Below are 19,356 nucleotides of genomic sequence, written 5' to 3'. Positions count from 1 at the left end.
GGAGATCGACAATTGTCCGTCGCAGGCTTTGGAACTGAGCCACATGTGTTCAAGTTTGCCCATAGTCTGTTCCTGACCTGCACTTTTGATACTCGAACCACATGGTGAGAGTGGCAAGCAGTGAGTGGATTCGGTATCGTTGGATCACCTGTGAATCAGATCACTCGAGGGCGAGTTCTCACACCCGAGGGCCTGCCCGACGGACTCGGTCCACCACTGGTCACCTCCGGTGAAGATGGACCTCGAACAAAGGAGAACTGAAATGACCTCCAACATTTCAGTGGGAACCGGCGCTGCCCACGGTCAGTCTTCGGAACCCAGAATGATCCAGATGCTCACCGAAGACGGCAACCGCGTCGAATCCGGTGAATACGATGCCTTCGCGGCAGAACTCACCGATGAGGATCTGCGCGGCTTCTACCGGGACATGGTCCTTGTGCGCCGCATCGATGCCGAAGGCGCCGCACTTCAGCGTCAGGGACAGTTGGGCCTGTGGGCACCGCTGCTCGGACAGGAAGCGGCCCAGATCGGCATGGGCCGAGCCGCCCGCCCCCAAGACTTCGTCTTCCCCACCTACCGCGAGCACGGCCTCGCCTACACCCGAGGCGTCGAACCCGAAACCCTGCTGAGCATCTTCCGTGGTCAGAACCACGGCGGTTGGGACCCGCAGGAACACCGGTTCCACACCTACACCATCGTCATCGGTTCGCAGGCCCTGCATGCCACCGGCTATGCCATGGGTGTGAGCATGGACGGCGACGTCGGCACGGGCGACATCGACCGTGACACCGTGTCCATCGCCTGCTTCGGCGACGGCGCCACCTCGCAGGGCGATGTCTCCGAAGCGCTGACCTTCGCCGGGGCCTTCCACGCCCCCGTGCTGTTCTTCTGCCAGAACAACCAGTGGGCCATCTCCGAACCCACCCATGTCCAGACCGCCGCACCCCTGTGCAAGCGCGGCGAGGGCTTCGGAGTCCCCGGTATCCGCGTCGACGGCAACGACATCATCGCGATGTACTCCGTCGCCCGTGCCAGCCTCGATTCCGTGCGCGCCGGTCACGGCCCGATGCTCATCGAAGCCTTCACCTACCGCCGCGGCGCGCATACCACGGCCGATGATCCGACGAAGTACCGTGACAAGGCCGAAGAGGAGATCTGGGAGGACCGTGACCCGATCACCCGCCTCAAGGCCTTCCTCGACAAGCACACCGAGACCAGCGAAGAGTTCTTCACCGAGGTGGACGCCGAAGCCGACACCCTGGCCGCCCGCATCCGCCACAACTGCATGACGATGGAGAACCCCGACGGCGTCGAGATGTTCGCCCATGTCACCTCAGAACCCCACTCCCTCGTCGACGAGGAACGCGAAGAATTCCTGGCGTACCAGGCTTCGTTCGCCGATGCGGGTGAGGCCTGATGGAGAAGCTTCCCCTCTCGAAGGCGATCACCGCCGGAATGCGCAAGGCCATGGAGGACGACCCGAAGGTCGTCCTCATCGGTGAGGACATCGGCAAGCTCGGAGGCGTCTTCCGCGTCACCGAGGGCCTGCAGAAGGACTTCGGTCCGCAGCGCGTCATCGATGCCCCGTTGGCCGAATCCGGCATCGTCGGCACCTCGATCGGCATGGCCATCCGCGGCTACCGCCCGGTCATCGAGATCCAGTTCGATGCGTTCATCTTCCCGGCCTATGACCAGATCGTCACCCAGGTTGCGAAGCTGTACAACCGCACTCTCGGCAAAGAGCGCATGCCGTTGGTCATCCGCGTGCCCTACGGCGGCGGCATCGGCTCACCCGAACACCATTCGGAGAGCCCGGAGACCGTCTTCGCCCACCACGCCGGTCTGCGCCTGATCACCCCGTCGAACGCCCACGACGCGTACTGGATGATCCAGGATGCGATCAAGAGCGACGATCCGGTGATGTTCTTCGAACCCAAGCGCCGCTACTGGCAGCGCGGGGACGTCGACACCACCGACCGCGGTGGTCTGGGCATGAACGACGCCCGCGTCGTCTCCGAAGGCACCGATGTCACCCTCGTCGCCTACGGACCTCTCATGCCGACCGCGCAGGACGTGGTCGCTGCTGCCGCCGACGAAGGCAAGAGCGTCGAACTCATCGACCTGCGCGGGCTCAGCCCGATCGACTTCACCACGGTCGAGAAGTCCGTGAAGAAGACCGGTCGCCTCGTCGTGACCCATGAGGCGCCGACCTTCCTGGGCCTGGGCTCGGAGATCGCCGCGCGCATCACCGAACGCTGCTTCTTCAACCTCGAAGCCCCGGTCATCCGCGTCGGCGGATACCACACCCCGTATCCCGGCTCGCGGATGGAAGAGCATTACCTGCCCGATCTCGATCGCATCTTCGACGGTGTCGACCGAGCCCTGTCCTACTGATCTCGAGGAGAGTCAAGAATGTCATTCGAATTTCCTCTTCCCGACGTCGGTGAGGGCCTGACCGAGGCCGATATCGTCGCATGGAAGGTCGCCCCCGGCGACACCGTCACCGTCAACCAGATCCTCGTTGAGATCGAGACGGCGAAATCACTCGTCGAGTTGCCCAGCCCGCAGGCCGGCACTGTCGGCGCCCTGCTCGTCGAAGAGGGGCAGACCATTGAGGTCGGCACCCCCATCATCCGCTTCGGCGACGCCGATTCCGGCGCCGAGGCGGGCTCCGCCTCCGGAGGAGCCGATGAGCCCGCATCCGGTGCCGGAGCGACCGAGGCTTCCGCCGAGGCGTCTCCCGCCTCGGCTGAGGACGCCGACGCCGGCGCCACCCTCGTCGGCTACGGCGCCAAGGCGGCATCATCGAAGCGCCGTCCCCGCAAGGGCGGACCTGTCCCCGTACCGGCATCGGCCTCTGCCGCGGCACCCGCTCCGGCAGCCTCGCCGACCCCACCCGCTCCGCCGGCTCCGGCGGCGGCAGCACCGGCGGAGCCGGCACCAGCGTCTCCGGGCAAACCCCTGGCGAAGCCGCCCGTGCGGAAGCTCGCGAAGGACCTCGGCGTCGACCTCTCACAGGTTGTGCCGACCGGACCCCACGGGGACGTGACGCGCGAGGATGTGCATGCCGCGGCCAACCCGGCCGCTGCCTCTTCGGCGGGTGTGACGACACCTGCGGCCGCCTCGGCGAGTGCCTCCGGCGAACTCGAGGAGCGGATCCCGTTCAAGGGTGTGACGAAGATGATGGCCAAGGCCATGGTCGATTCGGCATTCACAATGCCGCATGTCACCGAGTTCCTCGACGTCGACGTCACCGAGACGATGGCGATGGTCCGCAGGCTGAAGTCCTCGAAGTTCCTCGGCGAGGACGTCAAGGTCTCGCCGCTGCTCATCGTGGCCAAGGCCGTGGCCTGGGCCGTGGGTCGCAACCCGCGGATCAACTCGTGCCTCGACGGCGATGACATCGTCGTGAAGAAGTACGTCAACCTCGGGATCGCTGCGGCCACCCCGCGCGGACTCATCGTGCCGAACATCAAGAACGCGCAGGCCATGGGGCTGGGAGAGCTCGCTCAGGGCATTCAGGCCCTCACCGCTCTGGCGCGATCGGGCAAGACGCCGCCGGCCGATCAGGCTGGGGGAACGATCACGATCACGAACGTCGGCGTCTTCGGCGTCGATGCGGGGACGCCGATCATCAACCCGGGTGAAGCAGCGATCCTCGCCTTCGGGCAGGTTCGGAAGAAGCCGTGGGTCGTCGGCGACGAGATCGTGCCGCGTGAGATCACCACGCTCTCGGTCAGCGCCGACCATCGTGTCGTCGATGGGGAGATCATCTCGAAGTTCCTCGCCGATGTCGGCCGCGGCTTGGAGGACCCGACCCTCCTGCTCGCCTGAGGGGCAGACATTCGGTCGCCGTTCGGAACCGTCTGTGGTCACCGAGCCGAGTGAGAATCGCCGCATCGGCTGTTTTCACCCGGTTCTGTGACCACAGATCATCGAGTGCACCGGCGCGGCCGTTCAGCTGCTCAAATCGTGTGAGGTTCCCAGGGGCGGAGACACCGTCTCGTCATTCGTCTAGGTAGGCGCTGTTGTCCTTCGGGCTGCCGTCCTTGACGAGCCGTTTGGCCAGGCAGTGGTCGCGGTCGAGGCCCCAGGACCGGCACTGATCGAGGGCCGGTTCCGGGTCGCTGTAGCCGGTGCCGATGATCGTCACCCAATAGCTGCCGTCTTTGTATGAGGCCCAGTCGCCGCTGTGGATGAGGATCGCTCCGGGGTATTTGACCTTGTTGGCTTCGTACTCATTGAGGATGTCCGGAGCGGTCCAGGTCTTCCCGTCGGCTTCGAGTCCGACGTTCTTCGCGCTGACCTGAGTCACCCACTGTCCCTCGAGGTCAGCGGCCTTCGCCGTGCCCTTCTCCGTGTAGGAGTCGAGCTTCTCCTCCGGGGTCTGCGAGGGCTGCACGAGATCCTCGGTGGGACTGGGCGAAGGCGTTGACGGCTCCCCGCTGCCGACGTCGACGGGCACGGTGCCCGAAGACGGAGCGAGCCACCGGATACCGAAGAACGCGACGAGCGCGAGCACGAGGACCAGGGCGATGATGACTCCCGTGGCCTTGAGGCCATTGCGGGGCCTCGAACCTCCCTGTGGAGGAGCAGAGGGCGGAAACTGTGGGGGAGGCGGTGTCTGCGGAGCGTTCCCGGCGGCGAGACCGGCATCACGCCCGGAGCCCTCACCGCGCATACCGCCTGCATATGCGGATTGCTGAGGTTGCGCGGCGTGCGCGTCTCGGTCGAAGGGGGACCGACCGGCCGGGGCGAAGACATTGCCGGAGTGCGGTTTCGAGATCGACTGTTCCCCGGTGTGCCGTTCGAGATACTCGTAGTAAGTTGAGTTGTCGAAATCGGCAGGCAAGCGCCCCGCCTCATTCCCGTACGACGGGTTCTGACCAGCAGGATCGCTGTGATCCTTCTGCCAGTCATCGCTGGTCGCCGGACGAATGCGCGGCCGCTGTGGAACGTCGCTCATCAGCCCTCCGGAGTGCCAAGTGTGGTGGCAATCATCTTCTTACCTTGGCACGAGTCAAGCAGGCGTTCAACACGATCGCCGGCAGGACGCGTTGCCGACGAAAGCCTACTGTGCTTTTCCCCGAGTAGGCTTGGCCCCCGCTGGGAAAGTCCCCGCAGGCACCGATGCGCCCGGAGGCGGGCCTCACGCGCGCCCGGCGGCGGGCCTCACACGCTTCCGACGGTGAGTCCTGGTTCAGCCCTGACCGGAGTGACGAAGACCCCAGGTGAACACCGGGATGAATTTGCTCTCTGCCGTCCGATCTCAGTAGGATAGATTCTTGTTGTGTCGTACCGGAGAGGTCGATGACCGATCTGCTAAGACCAACATGGTGCTCACCCACCGCTGCACTCCAGCTTCGGCCATCTCTCACAGGCTACGGCTTCAGCGCTGGTGAGACATCTCGCCCGAACGGGCAAACCTGTTTTGGCGTACACAATTTTCACAGCGGACGTCGCGCATCGGGCCACCACTCGAGGCGGGTCGGAGCAGAATCGGTTGAGGCCGATTCGACTGCCACTGTGGTCGGGAACGCTCGACCAGGCGGCATTCGCGAGAATTTGTTGATGTCTTCCGACATCGGCGCAAGCGAGCGGGGAGAACGCGCAAGCGGTATCCCGCCTGAGCTTGTTTCGAGAGTCGGTAACTTGTGAACTGGAGGAGAGACATGGCAGCAACCTGCCAAGTGACCGGGTCAGTCCCCGGTTTCGGACACAATGTGTCCCACTCGAAGCGCCGCACGAAGCGTCGCTTCAACCCGAATATTCAGAAGAAGCGGTACTACGTTCCGTCTCTGCGCCGCAGCGTCACCCTGACCGTGTCCGCCAAGGGCATCAAGGTCATCGACGCGCGTGGAATCGACGCCGTGGTCAACGAACTGATTGCTAAGGGAGTGAAGCTCTGATGGCGAAGGCCCAGGATATTCGTCCCATTATCAAGCTCAAGTCGACCGCCGGCACCGGGTACACCTACGTGACCCGTAAGAACCGCCGCAACAGCCCGGACCGCATCGTGCTCAAGAAGTACGATCCCGTTGTCCGTAAGCACGTCGATTTCCGAGAGGAGCGCTGAGCGCACATGGCTAAGAAGTCAAAGATCGCCCGCGACAAGCAGCGTCGCGTCATCGTCGAGCGCTATGCAGAGCGCCGCGCCGCTCTCAAGCGTCAGCTGACCCACCCCGATTCCACCGACGAGCAGCGCGAAGAGGCACGCCTCGGCCTGCAGAAGCTTCCTCGCGACGCTTCGCCGGTCCGCGTTCGCAACCGTGACCAGGTCGATGGCCGTCCGCGTGGCTACCTCCGGAAGTTCGGACTCTCCCGAGTTCGCTTCCGCAACATGGCACACAACGGCGAGTTGCCCGGCGTCACGAAGTCGAGCTGGTAATCTCGAGGAAGTTCGTCATCGGAAAAACGGACCGGTGACCGACCGACTTGTCCTAAGGAGGACACTTTTATGGCTAAGAACCGCAGTGAGCTCGTTGCAGAAGTTGCCGAGAAGTCCGGCCTGACCCAGAAGCAGGTCTCGGATGTGCTCGATGGTGTTTTCGATGTCTTCTCCGACGTCGTTGCCAAGGGCGAAAAGCTCACCATCCCCGGCTGGCTCTCCGTTGAGCGCACCGAACGTGCCGCTCGCAAGGGTCGTAACCCGCAGACCGGTGAAGAGATCCAGATCAAGGCCGGCTACTCCGTCAAGCTGTCCGCTGGTTCGAAGCTGAAGGGTGCCGCCGGCAGCCCGAAGTGATCCACGCACCTGCGTCGAATGGCCCGGACCGTTTGGTCCGGGCCATTTGCTGTCCCCGCGCAGGTGCGGTGCAGCTGTTCCGTGGGTGCTTCCGCCCCGTGCCGACGGCGTCCACCCTCGCCGAGGCGGCTCTCCCGAGATCTCGGCCACGGAGGACTCTCCCGGTTCGCTGAGTCTCAAGATCGAGAGATAAACTGAAAGCATGTCAGAAGGGGCGGTCCGCGCGCAGTGAGTTCTCCAATCTTCGAACCGATCACTCGGTTCGTCCAACGTGCCGCGGTTCCCATCGTGGTCTTCCTCGGTCTCATCATCGGTGTGGCCGCACTGTTCTTCACCGGAGCCGCGAACCCCACGCTGCTCAACGACCCCGGCTCCGTCGTCCGCTTCGGCCTGCCTGCGGCGAAGTTCGTCTTCAACATCGCGATGTCCCTGACCGTCGGGGCCCTCATGTTCGCCGTGCTCATCCTCCCGCGCACAGCAGGCGGTCGCCGTCGACACAAACAGGCCGCCGAGGAGGCCCCCCTCGACCCGCTGTGGACGAAGACTCTGCGCATCGCCGAGTTCTCCTCGGTCGTGTGGACGCTTTCGGCCGTCGCCGTGCTCGTGTTCTCCTTCGTCGACACCGTCGGTGCGCAGGCCTACCTCGACTTCTCGAACCAGCTCGGCGTCTTCGTCACGCAGATCGCCTACGGGCAGCTGTGGGTGCTCATCGTCGTCCTCATCGCCATCGCCTCCACGCTGTGCTTCGGCACCCGCTCCCATATCGGCATCGCCGCCGCCGGGGTGCTCAGCGTCGGTGTGATGATCCCCTTGGCGCTCATGGGCCACTCGGCTGAGGCGTCCGGGCACACGCAGGCCGTCAACAGCCTCGGTCTGCACATCCTCGGTGCGGCCATCTGGCTCGGTGGACTCTTCGTCATCGCCCTCCTCGGTGCCGGACTGGCGAAATCCGATGGTCTTCGCGCAGTCATCCAACGGTATTCGACGATCGCGCTCATCGCCTTCGGCCTCGTCGTCTTCTCCGGCGTCGTCAACGCGCTGCTGCGCGTGCACAGCTTCGACGACCTCATGACCCCGTACGGGGAAGTCATCCTGGCGAAGGCGTTCGCGACGGTTCTGCTGGGTCTCATCGGATTCTGGCACCGTCAGTTCGTCATCGCACGATTGGGCACAGCCGCCTCGGCGACGGTGGAATTCTGGCGTCTCATCGCCGTCGAATTCATCATCTTCGGTGCCACCATGGGACTGGCCGTGGCCCTGGCGCGGTCGCAGCCGCCGGTGCCGCAGGAACCGGTCGGTGACCCCACCCCGGCCGAGATCCTCACCGGCGATCCGCTCCCGCCGAAGCCGAACCTGGAGCACTACTTCACTCAGTGGGCGATCGATCCGCTGTGGATCGCGATCGCGGTGGGCACCTCGGTCGCCTACGTCATCGCTTTCATCAACCTCCGCCGTCGCGGCGACAAGTGGCCGGTGCTGCGCCTGATCAGCTGGCTGATCGGCATGGTCTTCCTTGTCTACGTCACCTCCGCAGGGCCCCGCGTCTACGGGGAGGTGCAGTTCTCTGCGCACATGATCGAGCACATGCTGCTCGTCATGGTGGTGCCGCTGCCGATGGTCCTCGGTGCGCCGATCACAATGCTCATGCGCGGAACGAAGGCCCGACGGGACGGCTCCGTCGGTGTGCGCGAATGGGTGCTGTGGCTGGTCAACACGCCGTATCTGCGTTTCCTCGCGCACCCGATCGTGGCGAGCGTGAACTTCGCCGGCTCCCTCGTGGTCTTCTACTACTCGGGAATCATGTACTACGCGCTCGATACGCACATCGGGCACGAACTGATGATCGCGCACTTCCTCGGTGCCGGGTACCTGTTCGGGCAGGCGCTCATCGGCATCGACCCGGGCGTGAAGCGTCCGCCGTACCCTCTGCGGCTGGTGATGCTGCTGGTGACGATGGCCTTCCACGCCTTCTTCGGGATCTCGATCATGAGTTCGAGTGTCCTCATCGCCGGTGACTGGTTCGGCAACATCGGCGCCGGATGGGGCTACACCGCGATCGATGACCAACAGCTCGGCGGGGCCATCGCATGGGGAATCGGCGAGTTCCCGACCCTGTTCGTCGCGATCACGGTCGCCCTGCAGTGGGCGAAGTCCTCAGACAGGGAAGCCAAACGCATCGACCGCAACGAGGACCGCACCGATGACGCCGAGCTGCGCGCGTACAACGCGATGCTCGCCTCGATGGCCGAACGTGACGCCCAGATCGGCCAACGGCGACGTTGAGCTCAGTCGCCCCGAGGCGAAGCAGTGAGCGGCGCGGCCCAGCGCACGATTCGCCGCTGTTCATCGGAGTGCTTGCCCTCGCCGCTGTTCATCGACGTACTTGCCGTCGACGCTGACGGTGCACATCGGGTGTGCACGAATGGGCATCGGAAATTCTCGGATTCCTTCCAGGAGATTGTCCAAAAGTCTGTAACGTGACGCACACTGTTGCTTGGATGAGAAATATCCGAGCGCCGATGTGCCTGGGCTCCGACGCCATCGACAACCGCAGAGAAGCGGTCGGCGAAGACCGGACCGGTCGGGCACAGGTGCCAGTGGAAGTCGATTCGCGCATTCAACGGTGACGCGGATCGTGGAAATAAGGAGAGTCATGAGTTCTCAGAACAACACCGAGAGGAAGTCGATCCGCGCACAGCTGCGCAAGGTCGTCGTCGCCTCGATGGCCGGAACGGTTGTCGAATGGTACGAATTCTTCCTCTATGCCACCGCAGCCACACTTGTGTTCCACGTTCTGTTCCCGCCTTCGGATGATCCTCTGACTCCGATCCTGGCCGGCTTCGCCACCTATGCGGTCGGCTTCATCGCCCGTCCCGTCGGCGGCATCGTCTTCGGCCACTTCGGGGACAAATACGGACGCAAGAAGCTGCTGCAGCTCTCGATCGTCCTCGTCGGCGTGGCCACGTTCCTCATGGGCTGCCTGCCGACCTATGCGGCGATCGGCGCCCTGGCCCCGATCCTGCTCGTGCTGCTGCGCGTCGTCCAGGGCTTCGCCGTCGGCGGTGAGTGGGGCGGTGCCGTCCTGCTCGTCGCCGAGCACTCACCGAACAAGGAACGCGGGTTCTGGGCGTCCTTCCCGCAGTCCGGTGTCCCGCTGGGCAACCTGTTGGCCACGGGCGTGCTCCTTGCGCTCAATGCCGGCCTCAGCGAGGCTCAGTTCGAGTCGTGGGGATGGCGAGTGGCCTTCTGGCTCTCGGCCGTCATCGTCATCATCGGCTACTACATCCGCACCCGCGTCTCCGATGCCCCGATCTTCGACGAGGTCCAGGCCGAAGAGATCGAGGAAGGCGTGGACTACGGCGTCAAGGCCGTGTTCAAGCGCTACCCGCGTGAGGTCTTCGCCGCCATGGGGCTGCGCTTCGTGGAGAACATCCACTACTATCTCGTCGTCACCTTCTCGATCACCTACCTGTCGACCCAAGCGCATATCGAATCGGGCGAGATCCTCGGTCTGCTGCTCGGCGCACACGCGATCCATGCGGTCCTCGTTCCGCTCGTCGGTGCGGCCACCGACCGGTTCGGGCGGAAGATGCCCTACGGTGTGGGCATCGTGCTCACCGCGACCTGGGGATTCTTCGCCTTCCCGATGTACGACACCGGCAACGCGGTGATGATCTTCGTCGCCCTGCTCCTGGGCCTGGTCTTCCACGCCCTCATGTATGCCGGCCAGCCGGCGATCATGGCGGAGATGTTCCCGACCCGGATGCGCAACTCCGGCGTCTCGACCGGCTACCAGGTGACCGCGATCGTCGCGGGATCGTTCGCACCCTTCATCGCGACGGCTCTGCTCAAGGGATTCGGCTCGTCGGTTCCGATCGCGCTCTACCTTCTCGCCGCAGCGATCGTGTCGTTCATCGCGCTCCTCTACACCCGTGAGACGAAGGGCATCGACCTGCGCTCGCTCGACACCGCGGACAAGGTGCGTCGCGGAGTCGCCTGAGACAGGACCCGCCGGGGTCAGCGGCCCCACGGCACATCGACGACGAAGGAAGGACAGGCAGATGGTTGAACTCACAGGCAGACGCGCACTCGTCACCGGGGGCGCGTCGGGACTGGGCAAGGCGATCAGCGAGGCCCTCGCCGAGGCCGGAGCCGAGGTCACCGTCGCCGATCTCGATGCGGAGGCCGCGGAAACCGTGGCCTCCGGCATCGGCGGTCGAGCGTGGGCCGTCGACCTGGCCGACACCTCGGCGCTGGAGACGATCGATGTCGACACCGACATCCTCGTCAACAATGCGGGCATCCAGCGGATCCACCCGATCACGGAGTTCCCGCTCGAGGAGTGGCGGCTGATCAGCACCCTCATGCTCGAAGCTCCCTTCGTGCTGACGAAGGCCGTGCTGCCGGGGATGTACCGGCGCGGCTGGGGGCGGATCATCAACCTGTCCTCGGTCCACGGCCTGCGGGCCTCGGCGAACAAGTCCGCCTACGTCGCCGCCAAGCACGGACTCATGGGGCTGACGAAGACCACCGCCCTCGAGGGTGGGCCGCACGGTGTGACCTGCAATGCGATCAACCCCGGCTATGTGCTCACACCGCTGGTCAAGGGGCAGATCGCCGACCAGGCGAAGACGAATGGGATCAGTGAGAAGGAAGTCCTCGAACAGGTCTTCCTCGGCCACTCGGCGGTGCCCCGGCTCGCCGAGCCCGAGGAGGTCGCGGCCATCGCACTCTTCCTCGCCGGCGATGCCGCCGCCGTCATCAACGGCAGCGCCCACAGCATCGACGGAGGCTGGACCGCCGCCTGACCCCTCCCCAATTGCTACGTGACGGCGGCCCAGCAACCTCGCGCGAGGTTGCTGGGCCGCCGTCACGTAGCAATTGGGGTCAGAGGACTTCTAGGACGCTGCGGACTCCAGAATTGCGGAGGGATTCGTGGCGGACCGAGGCCCAATAGGAGACCCGTTTCGAGAACTGATCGGGCAGCACCTGCCGCAGCCGAGAGTTATGGCGGGCCAGGAAGTCCGGCAGAATCCCGATCCCGACTCCGTTGGACGTGGCGAGCACGTGTGCGTGCACCGAGGTGGAGCGGAAGAATCCGTTGCCGCGCGGCAGCGCATCGGCGGCCTCGTCGAGGTCGTCGACCTGCAGGGAGTTCTCGATGTAGTAGATCATCCGGTGCCGGGCCAGTTCGTCGAGGCTGCGGGGACGGCCATGCTCGGCGAGGTAGTCCTGCGAAGCGTAGAGCTGGAGCCGATAGTCGCGGATGTGCTTGGCGATCGACCGCGGTGCGTCCGGGCGGCCGACGACGATCTCGATGTCGACTCCGGACCGATACTGGCGCACCCGTTGGGTGGCCGTGATGAGTTCGATCTGCAGCCCCGGGTGGCTCTGCTGGAGCGCGGTGAGCGCAGGCACCGCGTACTCGAGGGCGAAGGCCTGCGGGCAGGCCAACCGGATCGTTCCGGACAGCGCCGAACTCGTGTGCGCGTCGATCCGCCCCAGGGCGGCCTCGATGTCCTCGGCGATCGGCAGCAGCTGACGTCCGGCCGCGCTGAGCTCCCATCCGTCGGGAGAGGCCACGAGCACTCGTTCGCCGTAGGCCTTCTCCAGCGCTGCGATCCGGCGAGAGACGGTCGTGTGGTTGAGGCCGAGGCTGTGTGCCGCGGCGGTGAACTTCCCCAATCGAGCGACAGCGAGCAGAGTCAGCAGATCCTCGGGGGCGATCTGCTGGCCGGAACCGCTGGGTGCATAGGTGGCCATAGTCCGTCCATTCTATCTGCGTGTACGCACATATCCGGTGCGGAAGAGGTGAGCGTTCGGACCGGGCGTGCGCCGACCGACTGGCGTACTGTGAGAGGGAACACTGCATACCAGAAGAACATGATGCGAGGAGGCATATTATGTCGACGATTGGATGGGTGGGCCTGGGAAATATGGGCCGCCCGATGACTGCGAACCTGGTCAAGGCCGGTCACACCGTCAATGGTTACGATCTCGTCCCCGGAGCCGTGGCTGCAGCCGCGGAGCACGGTGTCAACCCCGTGAATTCGATCGCCGAGGCGGTCGCCGGTGCCGATATCGTGTTCACGATGCTGCCCAAGGGTGAGCATGCCCGCACCGCGTACCTCGAGCCCGACGGTGTCCTGGCCAACGCGGATGCGAAGACCCTCCTCGTCGATTCCTCGACGATCGACTTCGACTCCGCACGCGTCCTCCACGCGGAGGCGGCCAAGGCCGGTTTCCGTCTCGTCGACGGCCCGGTCTCCGGTGGTGTCACCGGCGCCGAGGCGGGCACCCTGACCTTCATGCTCGGCGGCGCCGACGCCGATGTCGAAGAGGCCCGCCCCTTCATCGAGGCGATGGCCGGCAACATCTTCCACGCCGGTGGCGACGCCGCCGGTCAGGCCGCGAAGATCGTCAACAACATGATGCTCTCGATCAGCCTGCAGGGTGTCGTCGAGGGCGCTGTCCTCGCCGAGCGCTTCGGCCTCGACCCGAAGGTCTTCTACGACATCGCGAAGGTGTCCTCGGGCGACTCCTGGCCGCTGCGCACCTGGTACCCGGTGCCCGGTGTGACGACGACGTCGGCGGCGAACAACGACTTCAAGCCCGGCTTCGCCACCGCGCTCATGCACAAGGACGTCGGCCTGGCTCTTGCCGGCGCCGAGACTCAGGGCGTCGACCTCCCCGCTGCGTCACTCGTCCACGCACAGCTGCAGAAGCTCATGGATGAGGATCTCGGCGGCCTCGACACCACGGCCCTGATCAAGAACATCGACCCCAACGCCGAGGGACTGCCGAAGTAAGGCCGAAGAACCGGCGCCGAGGCGGCAGCGCCGTCCGCATCGAGGCACCAGCGCCGAGACCCTGGGGTCCGCACCGCCTCGGCGACCTGAAACTTCGTGCGGCTCGTGGAAGACTGGAGGCATGAGTACGACTGATTCATCCTCCTCGCTGTCCCCGGACGTCATCGCCGGAATCACCGGCAACCTCGACGAGGTGGCCGAGCGTGCCCGCGCCGCCGCCGTATCGGCGGGCCGCAGCGGTGATGAGGTGCGGGTGCTCCTGGCGACGAAGACCCAGCCGGCCGAGAAGATCCGAGTCGCCCTCGAGCACGGGTTCACTCTCATCGGGGAGAACAAGGTTCAGGAGATCACCGGCAAGGCGGAAGCGATCGCTGACCTCAACCCCGAGACCCACCTCATCGGTCCTCTGCAGCGGAACAAGGTCAACCACACGCTGCGGCATGCCAGCTGCATCCAGTCCGTCGACAACCTCCCCTTGGCTGAGAAGATCAACAATCGTCTTGGCGTGCTCGACGAAACCCTCGACTACTTCGTTCAGGTCAACACCTCCCGGGAGGATTCGAAGTTCGGTGTCGCTCCCGAGGACGCCGAGGCGCTGATCACCGAGACGAGGACGCTCGACCGGATGCGGCTGCGCGGCCTGATGACCATCGGTCTTCCCGGCAGCAGCCCCGACGTGATCCGTCCCAGCTACTCCGACCTGCGCGAACTCAGCGAACGCCTGCGGGAGTCCGGTGTCATGCCCGCCGAGGCGACCGAACTGTCGATGGGCATGAGCGGTGACTTCGAGCTCGCGATCTCCGAGGGGGCGACGATCGTGCGCGTCGGCTCGAGCATCTTCGGTGCTCGCGACTACTCCTGAGCGTTTGAGCCGACCCGCGTCTCACCATCGGCGGGGCGCGAGGGGGATGGTTCGAACACGCGGCGCAGACCGGCGATGAGTTCCACACGCCAACAGGCGAAATCGTGTCCGCCGGAGTAGACCGACAGCGAGGTGCGGCATCCGAGGTCGTGAAGAACCTCGGCCATCCGCCGGGCGCGATCGACCATGGGACCTTCACGATCTCCGACGGCGAGGTGGACCTGCTCAGCGCCCACCCCGGCGCCGGGGGTTCGCGCGCCTGCTCCGGACCCGTCTGTACGCGCACCCACTCCGGCGCCGGCCGCCGGTCCCGCCCTTTCAGCCGCCCTCGCCGCATGCACATTCGCACCTGAACCCGAGGCGAGGAAACGCGCTGCCGTCCAGTCGTCCCCGGTCATCTCGGCGAGATCCGCTGGCGTCGCCGACCCGCCGGGACGCCACCACAGCGACGGAGAATGGGCGAGCACGGCGTCGAAGGTGCCGGGGCTGACCTGGGCCATGAGCAGCGCCGACAGCCCGCCGAGGCTCTGACCGCAGATGATTCGGCGGGCCTCCTCGGGCACAGGGCATCCGTGTGCGGCCGCTTCGGCTTCGATCGCGGGCACCAGCTCATCGGCCACGCTGCGCAGAAACGCGTCATTGCCGGCCAGGGTGTGCGATCGCTGTTCCATCGTGCGGGTGCCGATGCCGATGATGATGAGGTCCGGCAGTCCGGCCGCGGCCACGGCCCGATCCACCCCGAGATGGTCGAACCACTGAAGCCCGTCGAAGAGCACGAGGACACCGGCCGGGGCAGCGGCGCTCGGCAGAGACACTCGCACGGGGCAGCTGACATCGCCGATCTCACGGTCGCCCGCCACGAAGAGTCGGCTGTCGCAGTCTTCGCCGAGGCGGCTGCCCGCCACCGCATCACGATCCGTATCGATGGGCGCCGGTCCCGCGTCGAAGAGCCACGTCCCGTGGTCGGGGGCGTGCGGGCCGGAGAACACCGACGAGCCCTCGCCCGGTCCCGGCTGGTCCGGGCGCGTCAGCGGCGGATCGAGGTTGAGCGGGTCGACGAGGACGGCCGGCCCGGGCCGATGCGGAGAACCCAGAGGCTCGGGAGTCTCAGAGGGGGAGGGGCTGAAACCGTAGGAGCACCGGAGGTCGGCCGGCAGTCGCAGCGTCACGCCCCAGATCCCGGTCCCCGGGACCGGAGTCATCACGCCGGCATCCTGCCGGTGCTTATCGGTCACCCGGTTGGCCGAAAGTCTCACACTGCGAATAGTGGGATCGACTGCGCGGTAGAGGAACGTGACATCGCACTGACCGGGGTCATCCTCGCAGGCGTCGACGAGAGGAGTGCCGGAGCGCGTGACCTCCTCCCAGAACGATGCCTCTCGGCTTCCGAGATCGGCGCTCTGGCCAGCATTGATGGTGGAGAACTCGGTGAGAATCTCGCTGAATCGCACGACACTCTCCTTCTCTGCGGCGGCTCTCTGACGGCGGTCATCCGTCCGCCTGTCCGGCCCCGCCTCGCCGCCCACATTGTGAGCAACTGTGACGGCGAGTGGACAAGCCGACTGGCAACGTTGCTAGTCTAGTCGATTAGGTTAGCCTTGCCAATGTAGGTGTCCTGGTCGCTGCTGAGATCTCCGACCCGGATCGTTGCCCGACGGCGTGCTGACTGCGACAGACGATGACGTTGCCCGCGGCGGACGGTCGACGGGCATGACAACGTCGGCCCACACAGCGGCCGACGTCCCTCTTGAGGAGAGCAATGAGAACAGGACTTTCGATCATCGGCGCCGTGTGCGCACTGGCCCTTGCCGGCTGCGGCAGCACCGGATCCGAGGCCGCAGACGATACCCCGGCAGAAGCGGCGGGTTCCGAACTTTCGGTTCCACTTCCCGAAGGGTGGTCCCAGGTCGGCGGTACGAGCGACTTCTCCGGCATCGAGGCGGAACCGAAACTGCCTGCCACGGTCACCGACGGCACCGGCACCGAGGTGGAGGTCAAGGACATCGACAAGATCATCGTCGCCGGCGACGGCGTCGCATCGACGCTCGGCGCGCTGGGCCTGGCCGACAACATCGAGGCCGCGCCCGAGAACTCGGCGGCGCCCGAGGGGATCGATGCCCCGCAGCACTTCGAGTTCAGTAAGAGCACCGGGGTCGAAGGCCTGCTGGCGATGGACGGCGCCCTGTTCATCGGCGACAACACGAAGCGCCACGGTGACGTCGCCGGTCAGTTCCGGGACGCCGGCACCGATGCGGTGGTCATGGACGATCAGCAGTCCCAATCGGACAAACTCAAGGCCGTGGCCTCCTACGTCGGTGCCGATGAGGCGGGTGAAGAGCTCGCGAAGACCGTCGACGACCAGCTCGCCGATGCCGCGAAGACCGCGAAGGACTCGGGCAAGCAGGATCTGTCGATCATCGAGGTCACTGCCACGGGAGCCGGCGGGCAGAACGCGGTCGCCGGCACTGGGACTCCGGGCAATGAGATGATCGAGACCCTCGGCTACACGAGTGTGGGCGCGGAGTCGAAGCTGCGCGGCTACTCCCGTGAGTTCAGCAATGAGGGCATCGTCGCCTCGGCGCCGGATGTCATCGTCATGGCCGAATCCGACTACGAGAAGTGGGGCGGCGAGGACGGCCTGTGGAAGGCGTTCCCGACGCTCGATCAGACTCCTGCAGGCCAGAACTCCGCGGTCTTCGTCATGCTCGATGCTCAGCTGAAGTACTCGAGCCCTGAGATCGGAGTCGGGGCTCAGGCCCTCGCCGAGGCTGTCGCGAAGCTCCCGTGACCCCGAAGGCTCCGACTCGCACCGCCGCCCCGGGCACCGCAGGCGCCCCGGCCGGACCGGATGCCACCGAGAACGCGGACGCCACCGGCGCCTCGGCGGCGTTCGGGCGTTCGGTCGATCCTGCGGCCCCGACCGGCTCCGCTGGGCGAGGCCGCAGGGCCGGCTCGGGCACCGAGGCGCGCCACACCGTCCGCCGACTCCCGCTGCTCACCTGCGTGATCATCGGCCTGGCGGTGCTTGCGGTGCTCATGGCCGTCTCTGCTTCGGTCGGTCCGCTGCGGATCCCCCTCGCCGAGGTCGCGCGCATCGTCGGGGCCCAACTGGGTGTCGTCGACGGTGCCGACCTCAGCCAGCGCGACGTCTCCGTCGTCTGGCAGCTGCGCGTGCCCCGCGTGCTCATGGGAGTGCTCGTCGGCGCGGCCCTCGCGATCTCGGGCGCGGCGCTGCAGAGCCTGTTCAACAACCCCCTCGCCGACCCCGGGATCATCGGGGTCAGCGGCGGAGCCTCGGCGGGTGCTGTGAGCGTCATCGTGCTCGCGGGCAGCAGCATCACCTGGCTGCTGCCCATCGGGGCCTTCCTCGCCGGCCTCGCCGTCACCGGACTCATCTATGTGCTGGCGCGTCCCGGACGCAACACGGGTACCTCGCGGATGCTGCTCGTCGGCATCGCCGTGGGGTCGGGCTGTCAGGCGCTGACCGGGTTCTTCACCTTCATCGCCGATGACCAGCAGCTCCAGACGCTGACCTTCTGGCAGATGGGGTCGCTGGCGAAGGTGATCTGGCCGCACTTCTGGGCGACCCTGCCGATCTTCCTCATCGGTCTTGCCATCGTCCTGCTCAACTCGCGCGCCCTCGATGTCCTCACGCTCGGCGAACGCGAAGCCCAACACCTCGGCCTCAATGTCCGACGCAGCCGTCTGATCATCATCATCGCCACCGCACTGCTCACGGGTGCCGCAGTCGCCTTCGCCGGCGCGATCGGATTCGTCGGCCTCGTCGTTCCGCACATCGTGCGCATCATCGTCGGCCCCGGCCACCGCGGCCTGCTGCCGATCTCCGCGATCGCCGGGGCGATTCTCATCGTCGCCGCCGACTGCGCCTCCCGCGTCGTCGCCCCGCCCTCGGAGGTCCCGATCGGCCTGTTCACCGCGGCCGTCGGCGCCCCGTTCTTCCTGTTCCTCGTCGTCCGGATGAAGAAGAGCTCATGGTGAAGACTCAACACAGCCGCACCCCCGATGCCCACGGCTCCGGCCTTCAACCGCAGGCGACCACGTCCGCCGAGGCGGTCGTCCGGGCCCAGGATGTCACCTTCTGCGTGGATGGACGGGAACTCGTCTCCGGGATCTCGTTCAGTCTCCGCCACGGTGAGGTCGTCGCGCTCGTCGGCCCGAACGGAGCGGGAAAATCGACGATGCTCTCCCTTCTGGCCGGCGACATCGCTCCGACCCGGGGCACCGTCGAGATCGCCGGCACGGAGGTGAGGTCATGGAAGTCCGGGCCGCTGGCCCGCAGGCGCTCGGTGATGCTTCAGCACAACAGTGCGAACTTCGCCTTCAGCGTCGAGGAGGCCGTCCACATGGGGCGCCTGCCCTGGGACGTCGACGTCGACCGCGATGACCGCCTCGTTGCCGAGTCGATCGCCGATTCGGACCTGTGCGGCTTCGAGGATCGTGACATCACCACGCTCTCCGGTGGGGAGGCCGCCCGCGTGTCCTATGCGCGCACGAGGGTGCAGACGACGCCGATCATCTTCCTCGACGAGCCCACCGCCGCGCTCGACCTCAGGCATCAGGAGTCACTCCTGCGCTCGGTCAGACGCCTGCGCGACGAAGGGGCGGCAGTCATCGTCGTCCTCCACGATCTCAACCTCGCTCTGCGCTACGCCGATCGGGTGCTCGTCTTCGGCGACGGTCGCCTCGTCGCCGATGGTCCCCCGGGACAGGCGCTGAGCGAGGAACTCGTCGAAGCGGTCTACGGCCAGCGCGTGCGCCGCCTCGAAGCCGAAGGGATCGACACTCCCATCCTCGTCCCCGTCTGAACCGGTCCGTGTCTGACCGGTCCGTCTGAACCGGTCCCTCGGAACCTGTCCGTCTGACCGGCCCGTCTGACCGGTCACATCGTGACACCCGGACTGCCACCTCGGCGCCGGATC

18 protein-coding genes are annotated in these 19,356 nt (G+C 65.9%); 15 read left to right on the top strand and 3 right to left on the bottom strand.

All coding sequences use genetic code 11. The annotated features are described in order from the left end of the window. The first annotated feature begins 262 nt into the window (after positions 1–262). From pdhA to ACPUD7_RS02840, 3 genes are read left to right on the top strand one after another with little or no spacing between them, the layout of a single operon-like run. Complete coding sequence (pdhA, locus tag ACPUD7_RS02850) at positions 263–1,417, top strand: pyruvate dehydrogenase (acetyl-transferring) E1 component subunit alpha (protein ID WP_425119061.1); 1,155 nt, start codon at positions 263–265, stop codon at positions 1,415–1,417. Next, positions 1,417–2,394: an alpha-ketoacid dehydrogenase subunit beta gene (locus ACPUD7_RS02845; RefSeq protein ID WP_135541674.1), complete on the top strand. Its 978-nt coding sequence runs from the start codon at positions 1,417–1,419 to the stop codon at positions 2,392–2,394. Before pdhA ends, ACPUD7_RS02845 begins: the two co-directional genes overlap by 1 nt. 18 nt (positions 2,395–2,412) lie before the next feature. Next, positions 2,413–3,834, top strand: a complete 1,422-nt coding sequence (locus ACPUD7_RS02840) for a dihydrolipoamide acetyltransferase family protein (RefSeq protein ID WP_425119060.1) — start codon at positions 2,413–2,415, stop codon at positions 3,832–3,834. A 172-nt stretch (positions 3,835–4,006) separates the two neighbouring features. On the opposite strand, the gene ACPUD7_RS02835 is transcribed toward ACPUD7_RS02840, so the two are convergent. Further along, positions 4,007–4,966 (bottom strand): protein kinase, encoded by a 960-nt coding sequence (locus ACPUD7_RS02835; RefSeq protein ID WP_425119059.1) that lies wholly within the window; start codon positions 4,964–4,966, stop codon positions 4,007–4,009. Positions 4,967–5,672: 706 nt separating this feature from the next. Here ACPUD7_RS02835 and rpmB point away from each other — a divergent pair. The 7 genes from rpmB (at position 5,673) to ACPUD7_RS02800 (ending at position 11,553) form a co-directional block, all read left to right on the top strand. Continuing rightward, the gene (gene rpmB, locus ACPUD7_RS02830) at positions 5,673–5,909 is read left to right on the top strand and encodes a 50S ribosomal protein L28 (RefSeq protein WP_135541668.1); all 237 of its coding nucleotides are present in this window, start codon (positions 5,673–5,675) and stop codon (positions 5,907–5,909) included. After that, positions 5,909–6,076 carry a 50S ribosomal protein L33 gene (gene rpmG / locus ACPUD7_RS02825; RefSeq protein WP_135541666.1) on the top strand — a complete coding sequence of 56 codons (168 nt, stop codon included), beginning with the start codon at positions 5,909–5,911 and terminating at the stop codon, positions 6,074–6,076. The genes rpmB and rpmG overlap by 1 nt, the downstream gene beginning before the upstream one ends. Before the next feature lie 6 nt (positions 6,077–6,082). Then, positions 6,083–6,388: a 30S ribosomal protein S14 gene (gene rpsN / locus ACPUD7_RS02820; protein WP_135541664.1), complete on the top strand. Its 306-nt coding sequence runs from the start codon at positions 6,083–6,085 to the stop codon at positions 6,386–6,388. A gap of 69 nt (positions 6,389–6,457) precedes the next feature. Further along, positions 6,458–6,745, top strand: coding sequence for an HU family DNA-binding protein (locus ACPUD7_RS02815; protein WP_135541662.1), 288 nt, complete (start codon positions 6,458–6,460; stop codon positions 6,743–6,745). Positions 6,746–6,973: 228 nt separating this feature from the next. Then, the gene (locus tag ACPUD7_RS02810; protein ID WP_135541660.1) at positions 6,974–9,028 is read left to right on the top strand and encodes a cytochrome c oxidase assembly protein; all 2,055 of its coding nucleotides are present in this window, start codon (positions 6,974–6,976) and stop codon (positions 9,026–9,028) included. Between the two features lie 370 nt (positions 9,029–9,398). Next, positions 9,399–10,745, top strand: coding sequence for an MFS transporter (locus ACPUD7_RS02805; RefSeq protein ID WP_135541658.1), 1,347 nt, complete (start codon positions 9,399–9,401; stop codon positions 10,743–10,745). A gap of 61 nt (positions 10,746–10,806) precedes the next feature. Further along, positions 10,807–11,553, top strand: coding sequence for a 3-hydroxybutyrate dehydrogenase (locus ACPUD7_RS02800; protein ID WP_135541656.1), 747 nt, complete (start codon positions 10,807–10,809; stop codon positions 11,551–11,553). Between the two features lie 79 nt (positions 11,554–11,632). Here the strand turns inward: ACPUD7_RS02800 and ACPUD7_RS02795 are convergent, their stop codons facing one another. Next, entirely contained in the window at positions 11,633–12,508 is an 876-nt protein-coding gene (locus tag ACPUD7_RS02795) for a LysR family transcriptional regulator (RefSeq protein WP_135541654.1), read from the bottom strand. A gap of 140 nt (positions 12,509–12,648) precedes the next feature. Between ACPUD7_RS02795 and mmsB the strand changes: the two genes are divergently transcribed. Together mmsB and ACPUD7_RS02785 are read left to right on the top strand one after the other, a co-directional pair. Continuing rightward, positions 12,649–13,554 (top strand): 3-hydroxyisobutyrate dehydrogenase, encoded by a 906-nt coding sequence (gene mmsB / locus ACPUD7_RS02790; RefSeq protein ID WP_135541652.1) that lies wholly within the window; start codon positions 12,649–12,651, stop codon positions 13,552–13,554. 121 nt (positions 13,555–13,675) lie between these two features. Beyond that, positions 13,676–14,416: a YggS family pyridoxal phosphate-dependent enzyme gene (locus ACPUD7_RS02785; RefSeq protein ID WP_135541650.1), complete on the top strand. Its 741-nt coding sequence runs from the start codon at positions 13,676–13,678 to the stop codon at positions 14,414–14,416. Here the strand turns inward: ACPUD7_RS02785 and ACPUD7_RS02780 are convergent. Then, positions 14,407–15,867 carry an alpha/beta hydrolase-fold protein gene (locus tag ACPUD7_RS02780; protein ID WP_425119058.1) on the bottom strand — a complete coding sequence of 487 codons (1,461 nt, stop codon included), beginning with the start codon at positions 15,865–15,867 and terminating at the stop codon, positions 14,407–14,409. The two genes, ACPUD7_RS02785 and ACPUD7_RS02780, sit on opposite strands and share 10 nt — an antisense overlap. Before the next feature lie 308 nt (positions 15,868–16,175). Here ACPUD7_RS02780 and ACPUD7_RS02775 point away from each other — a divergent pair, with 308 nt between their 5' ends. The 3 genes from ACPUD7_RS02775 to ACPUD7_RS02765 are packed head-to-tail and all read left to right on the top strand — an operon-like array spanning position 16,176 to position 19,242. Further along, entirely contained in the window at positions 16,176–17,204 is a 1,029-nt protein-coding gene (locus tag ACPUD7_RS02775; protein ID WP_425119057.1) for an ABC transporter substrate-binding protein, read from the top strand. After that, the gene (locus tag ACPUD7_RS02770; RefSeq protein WP_425119056.1) at positions 17,201–18,415 is read left to right on the top strand and encodes a FecCD family ABC transporter permease; all 1,215 of its coding nucleotides are present in this window, start codon (positions 17,201–17,203) and stop codon (positions 18,413–18,415) included. The genes ACPUD7_RS02775 and ACPUD7_RS02770 overlap by 4 nt, the downstream gene beginning before the upstream one ends. Then, complete coding sequence (locus tag ACPUD7_RS02765; RefSeq protein WP_425119055.1) at positions 18,409–19,242, top strand: heme ABC transporter ATP-binding protein; 834 nt, start codon at positions 18,409–18,411, stop codon at positions 19,240–19,242. The genes ACPUD7_RS02770 and ACPUD7_RS02765 overlap by 7 nt, the downstream gene beginning before the upstream one ends. Positions 19,243–19,356 lie beyond the last annotated feature (114 nt).

The organism is Brevibacterium sp. FAM 24630, from assembly GCF_049804075.1.
Taxonomy (GTDB): domain Bacteria; phylum Actinomycetota; class Actinomycetes; order Actinomycetales; family Brevibacteriaceae; genus Brevibacterium.
This window is presented reverse-complemented; position numbering and strand designations above follow the sequence as displayed.

Bases quoted from the DNA above. Each gene is read 5' to 3' on its own strand.
- pdhA (WP_425119061.1), top strand. From the start codon at position 263: ATGACCTCCAACATTTCAGTGGGAACCGGCGCTGCCCACGGTCAGTCT.
- ACPUD7_RS02845 (WP_135541674.1), top strand. From the start codon at position 1,417: ATGGAGAAGCTTCCCCTCTCGAAGGCGATCACCGCCGGAATGCGCAAG.
- ACPUD7_RS02840 (WP_425119060.1), top strand. From the start codon at position 2,413: ATGTCATTCGAATTTCCTCTTCCCGACGTCGGTGAGGGCCTGACCGAG.
- ACPUD7_RS02835 (WP_425119059.1), bottom strand. From the start codon at position 4,966: ATGAGCGACGTTCCACAGCGGCCGCGCATTCGTCCGGCGACCAGCGAT.
- rpmB (WP_135541668.1), top strand. From the start codon at position 5,673: ATGGCAGCAACCTGCCAAGTGACCGGGTCAGTCCCCGGTTTCGGACAC.
- rpmG (WP_135541666.1), top strand. From the start codon at position 5,909: ATGGCGAAGGCCCAGGATATTCGTCCCATTATCAAGCTCAAGTCGACC.
- rpsN (WP_135541664.1), top strand. From the start codon at position 6,083: ATGGCTAAGAAGTCAAAGATCGCCCGCGACAAGCAGCGTCGCGTCATC.
- ACPUD7_RS02815 (WP_135541662.1), top strand. From the start codon at position 6,458: ATGGCTAAGAACCGCAGTGAGCTCGTTGCAGAAGTTGCCGAGAAGTCC.
- ACPUD7_RS02805 (WP_135541658.1), top strand. From the start codon at position 9,399: ATGAGTTCTCAGAACAACACCGAGAGGAAGTCGATCCGCGCACAGCTG.
- ACPUD7_RS02800 (WP_135541656.1), top strand. From the start codon at position 10,807: ATGGTTGAACTCACAGGCAGACGCGCACTCGTCACCGGGGGCGCGTCG.
- ACPUD7_RS02795 (WP_135541654.1), bottom strand. From the start codon at position 12,508: ATGGCCACCTATGCACCCAGCGGTTCCGGCCAGCAGATCGCCCCCGAG.
- mmsB (WP_135541652.1), top strand. From the start codon at position 12,649: ATGTCGACGATTGGATGGGTGGGCCTGGGAAATATGGGCCGCCCGATG.
- ACPUD7_RS02785 (WP_135541650.1), top strand. From the start codon at position 13,676: ATGAGTACGACTGATTCATCCTCCTCGCTGTCCCCGGACGTCATCGCC.
- ACPUD7_RS02775 (WP_425119057.1), top strand. From the start codon at position 16,176: ATGAGAACAGGACTTTCGATCATCGGCGCCGTGTGCGCACTGGCCCTT.
- ACPUD7_RS02765 (WP_425119055.1), top strand. From the start codon at position 18,409: ATGGTGAAGACTCAACACAGCCGCACCCCCGATGCCCACGGCTCCGGC.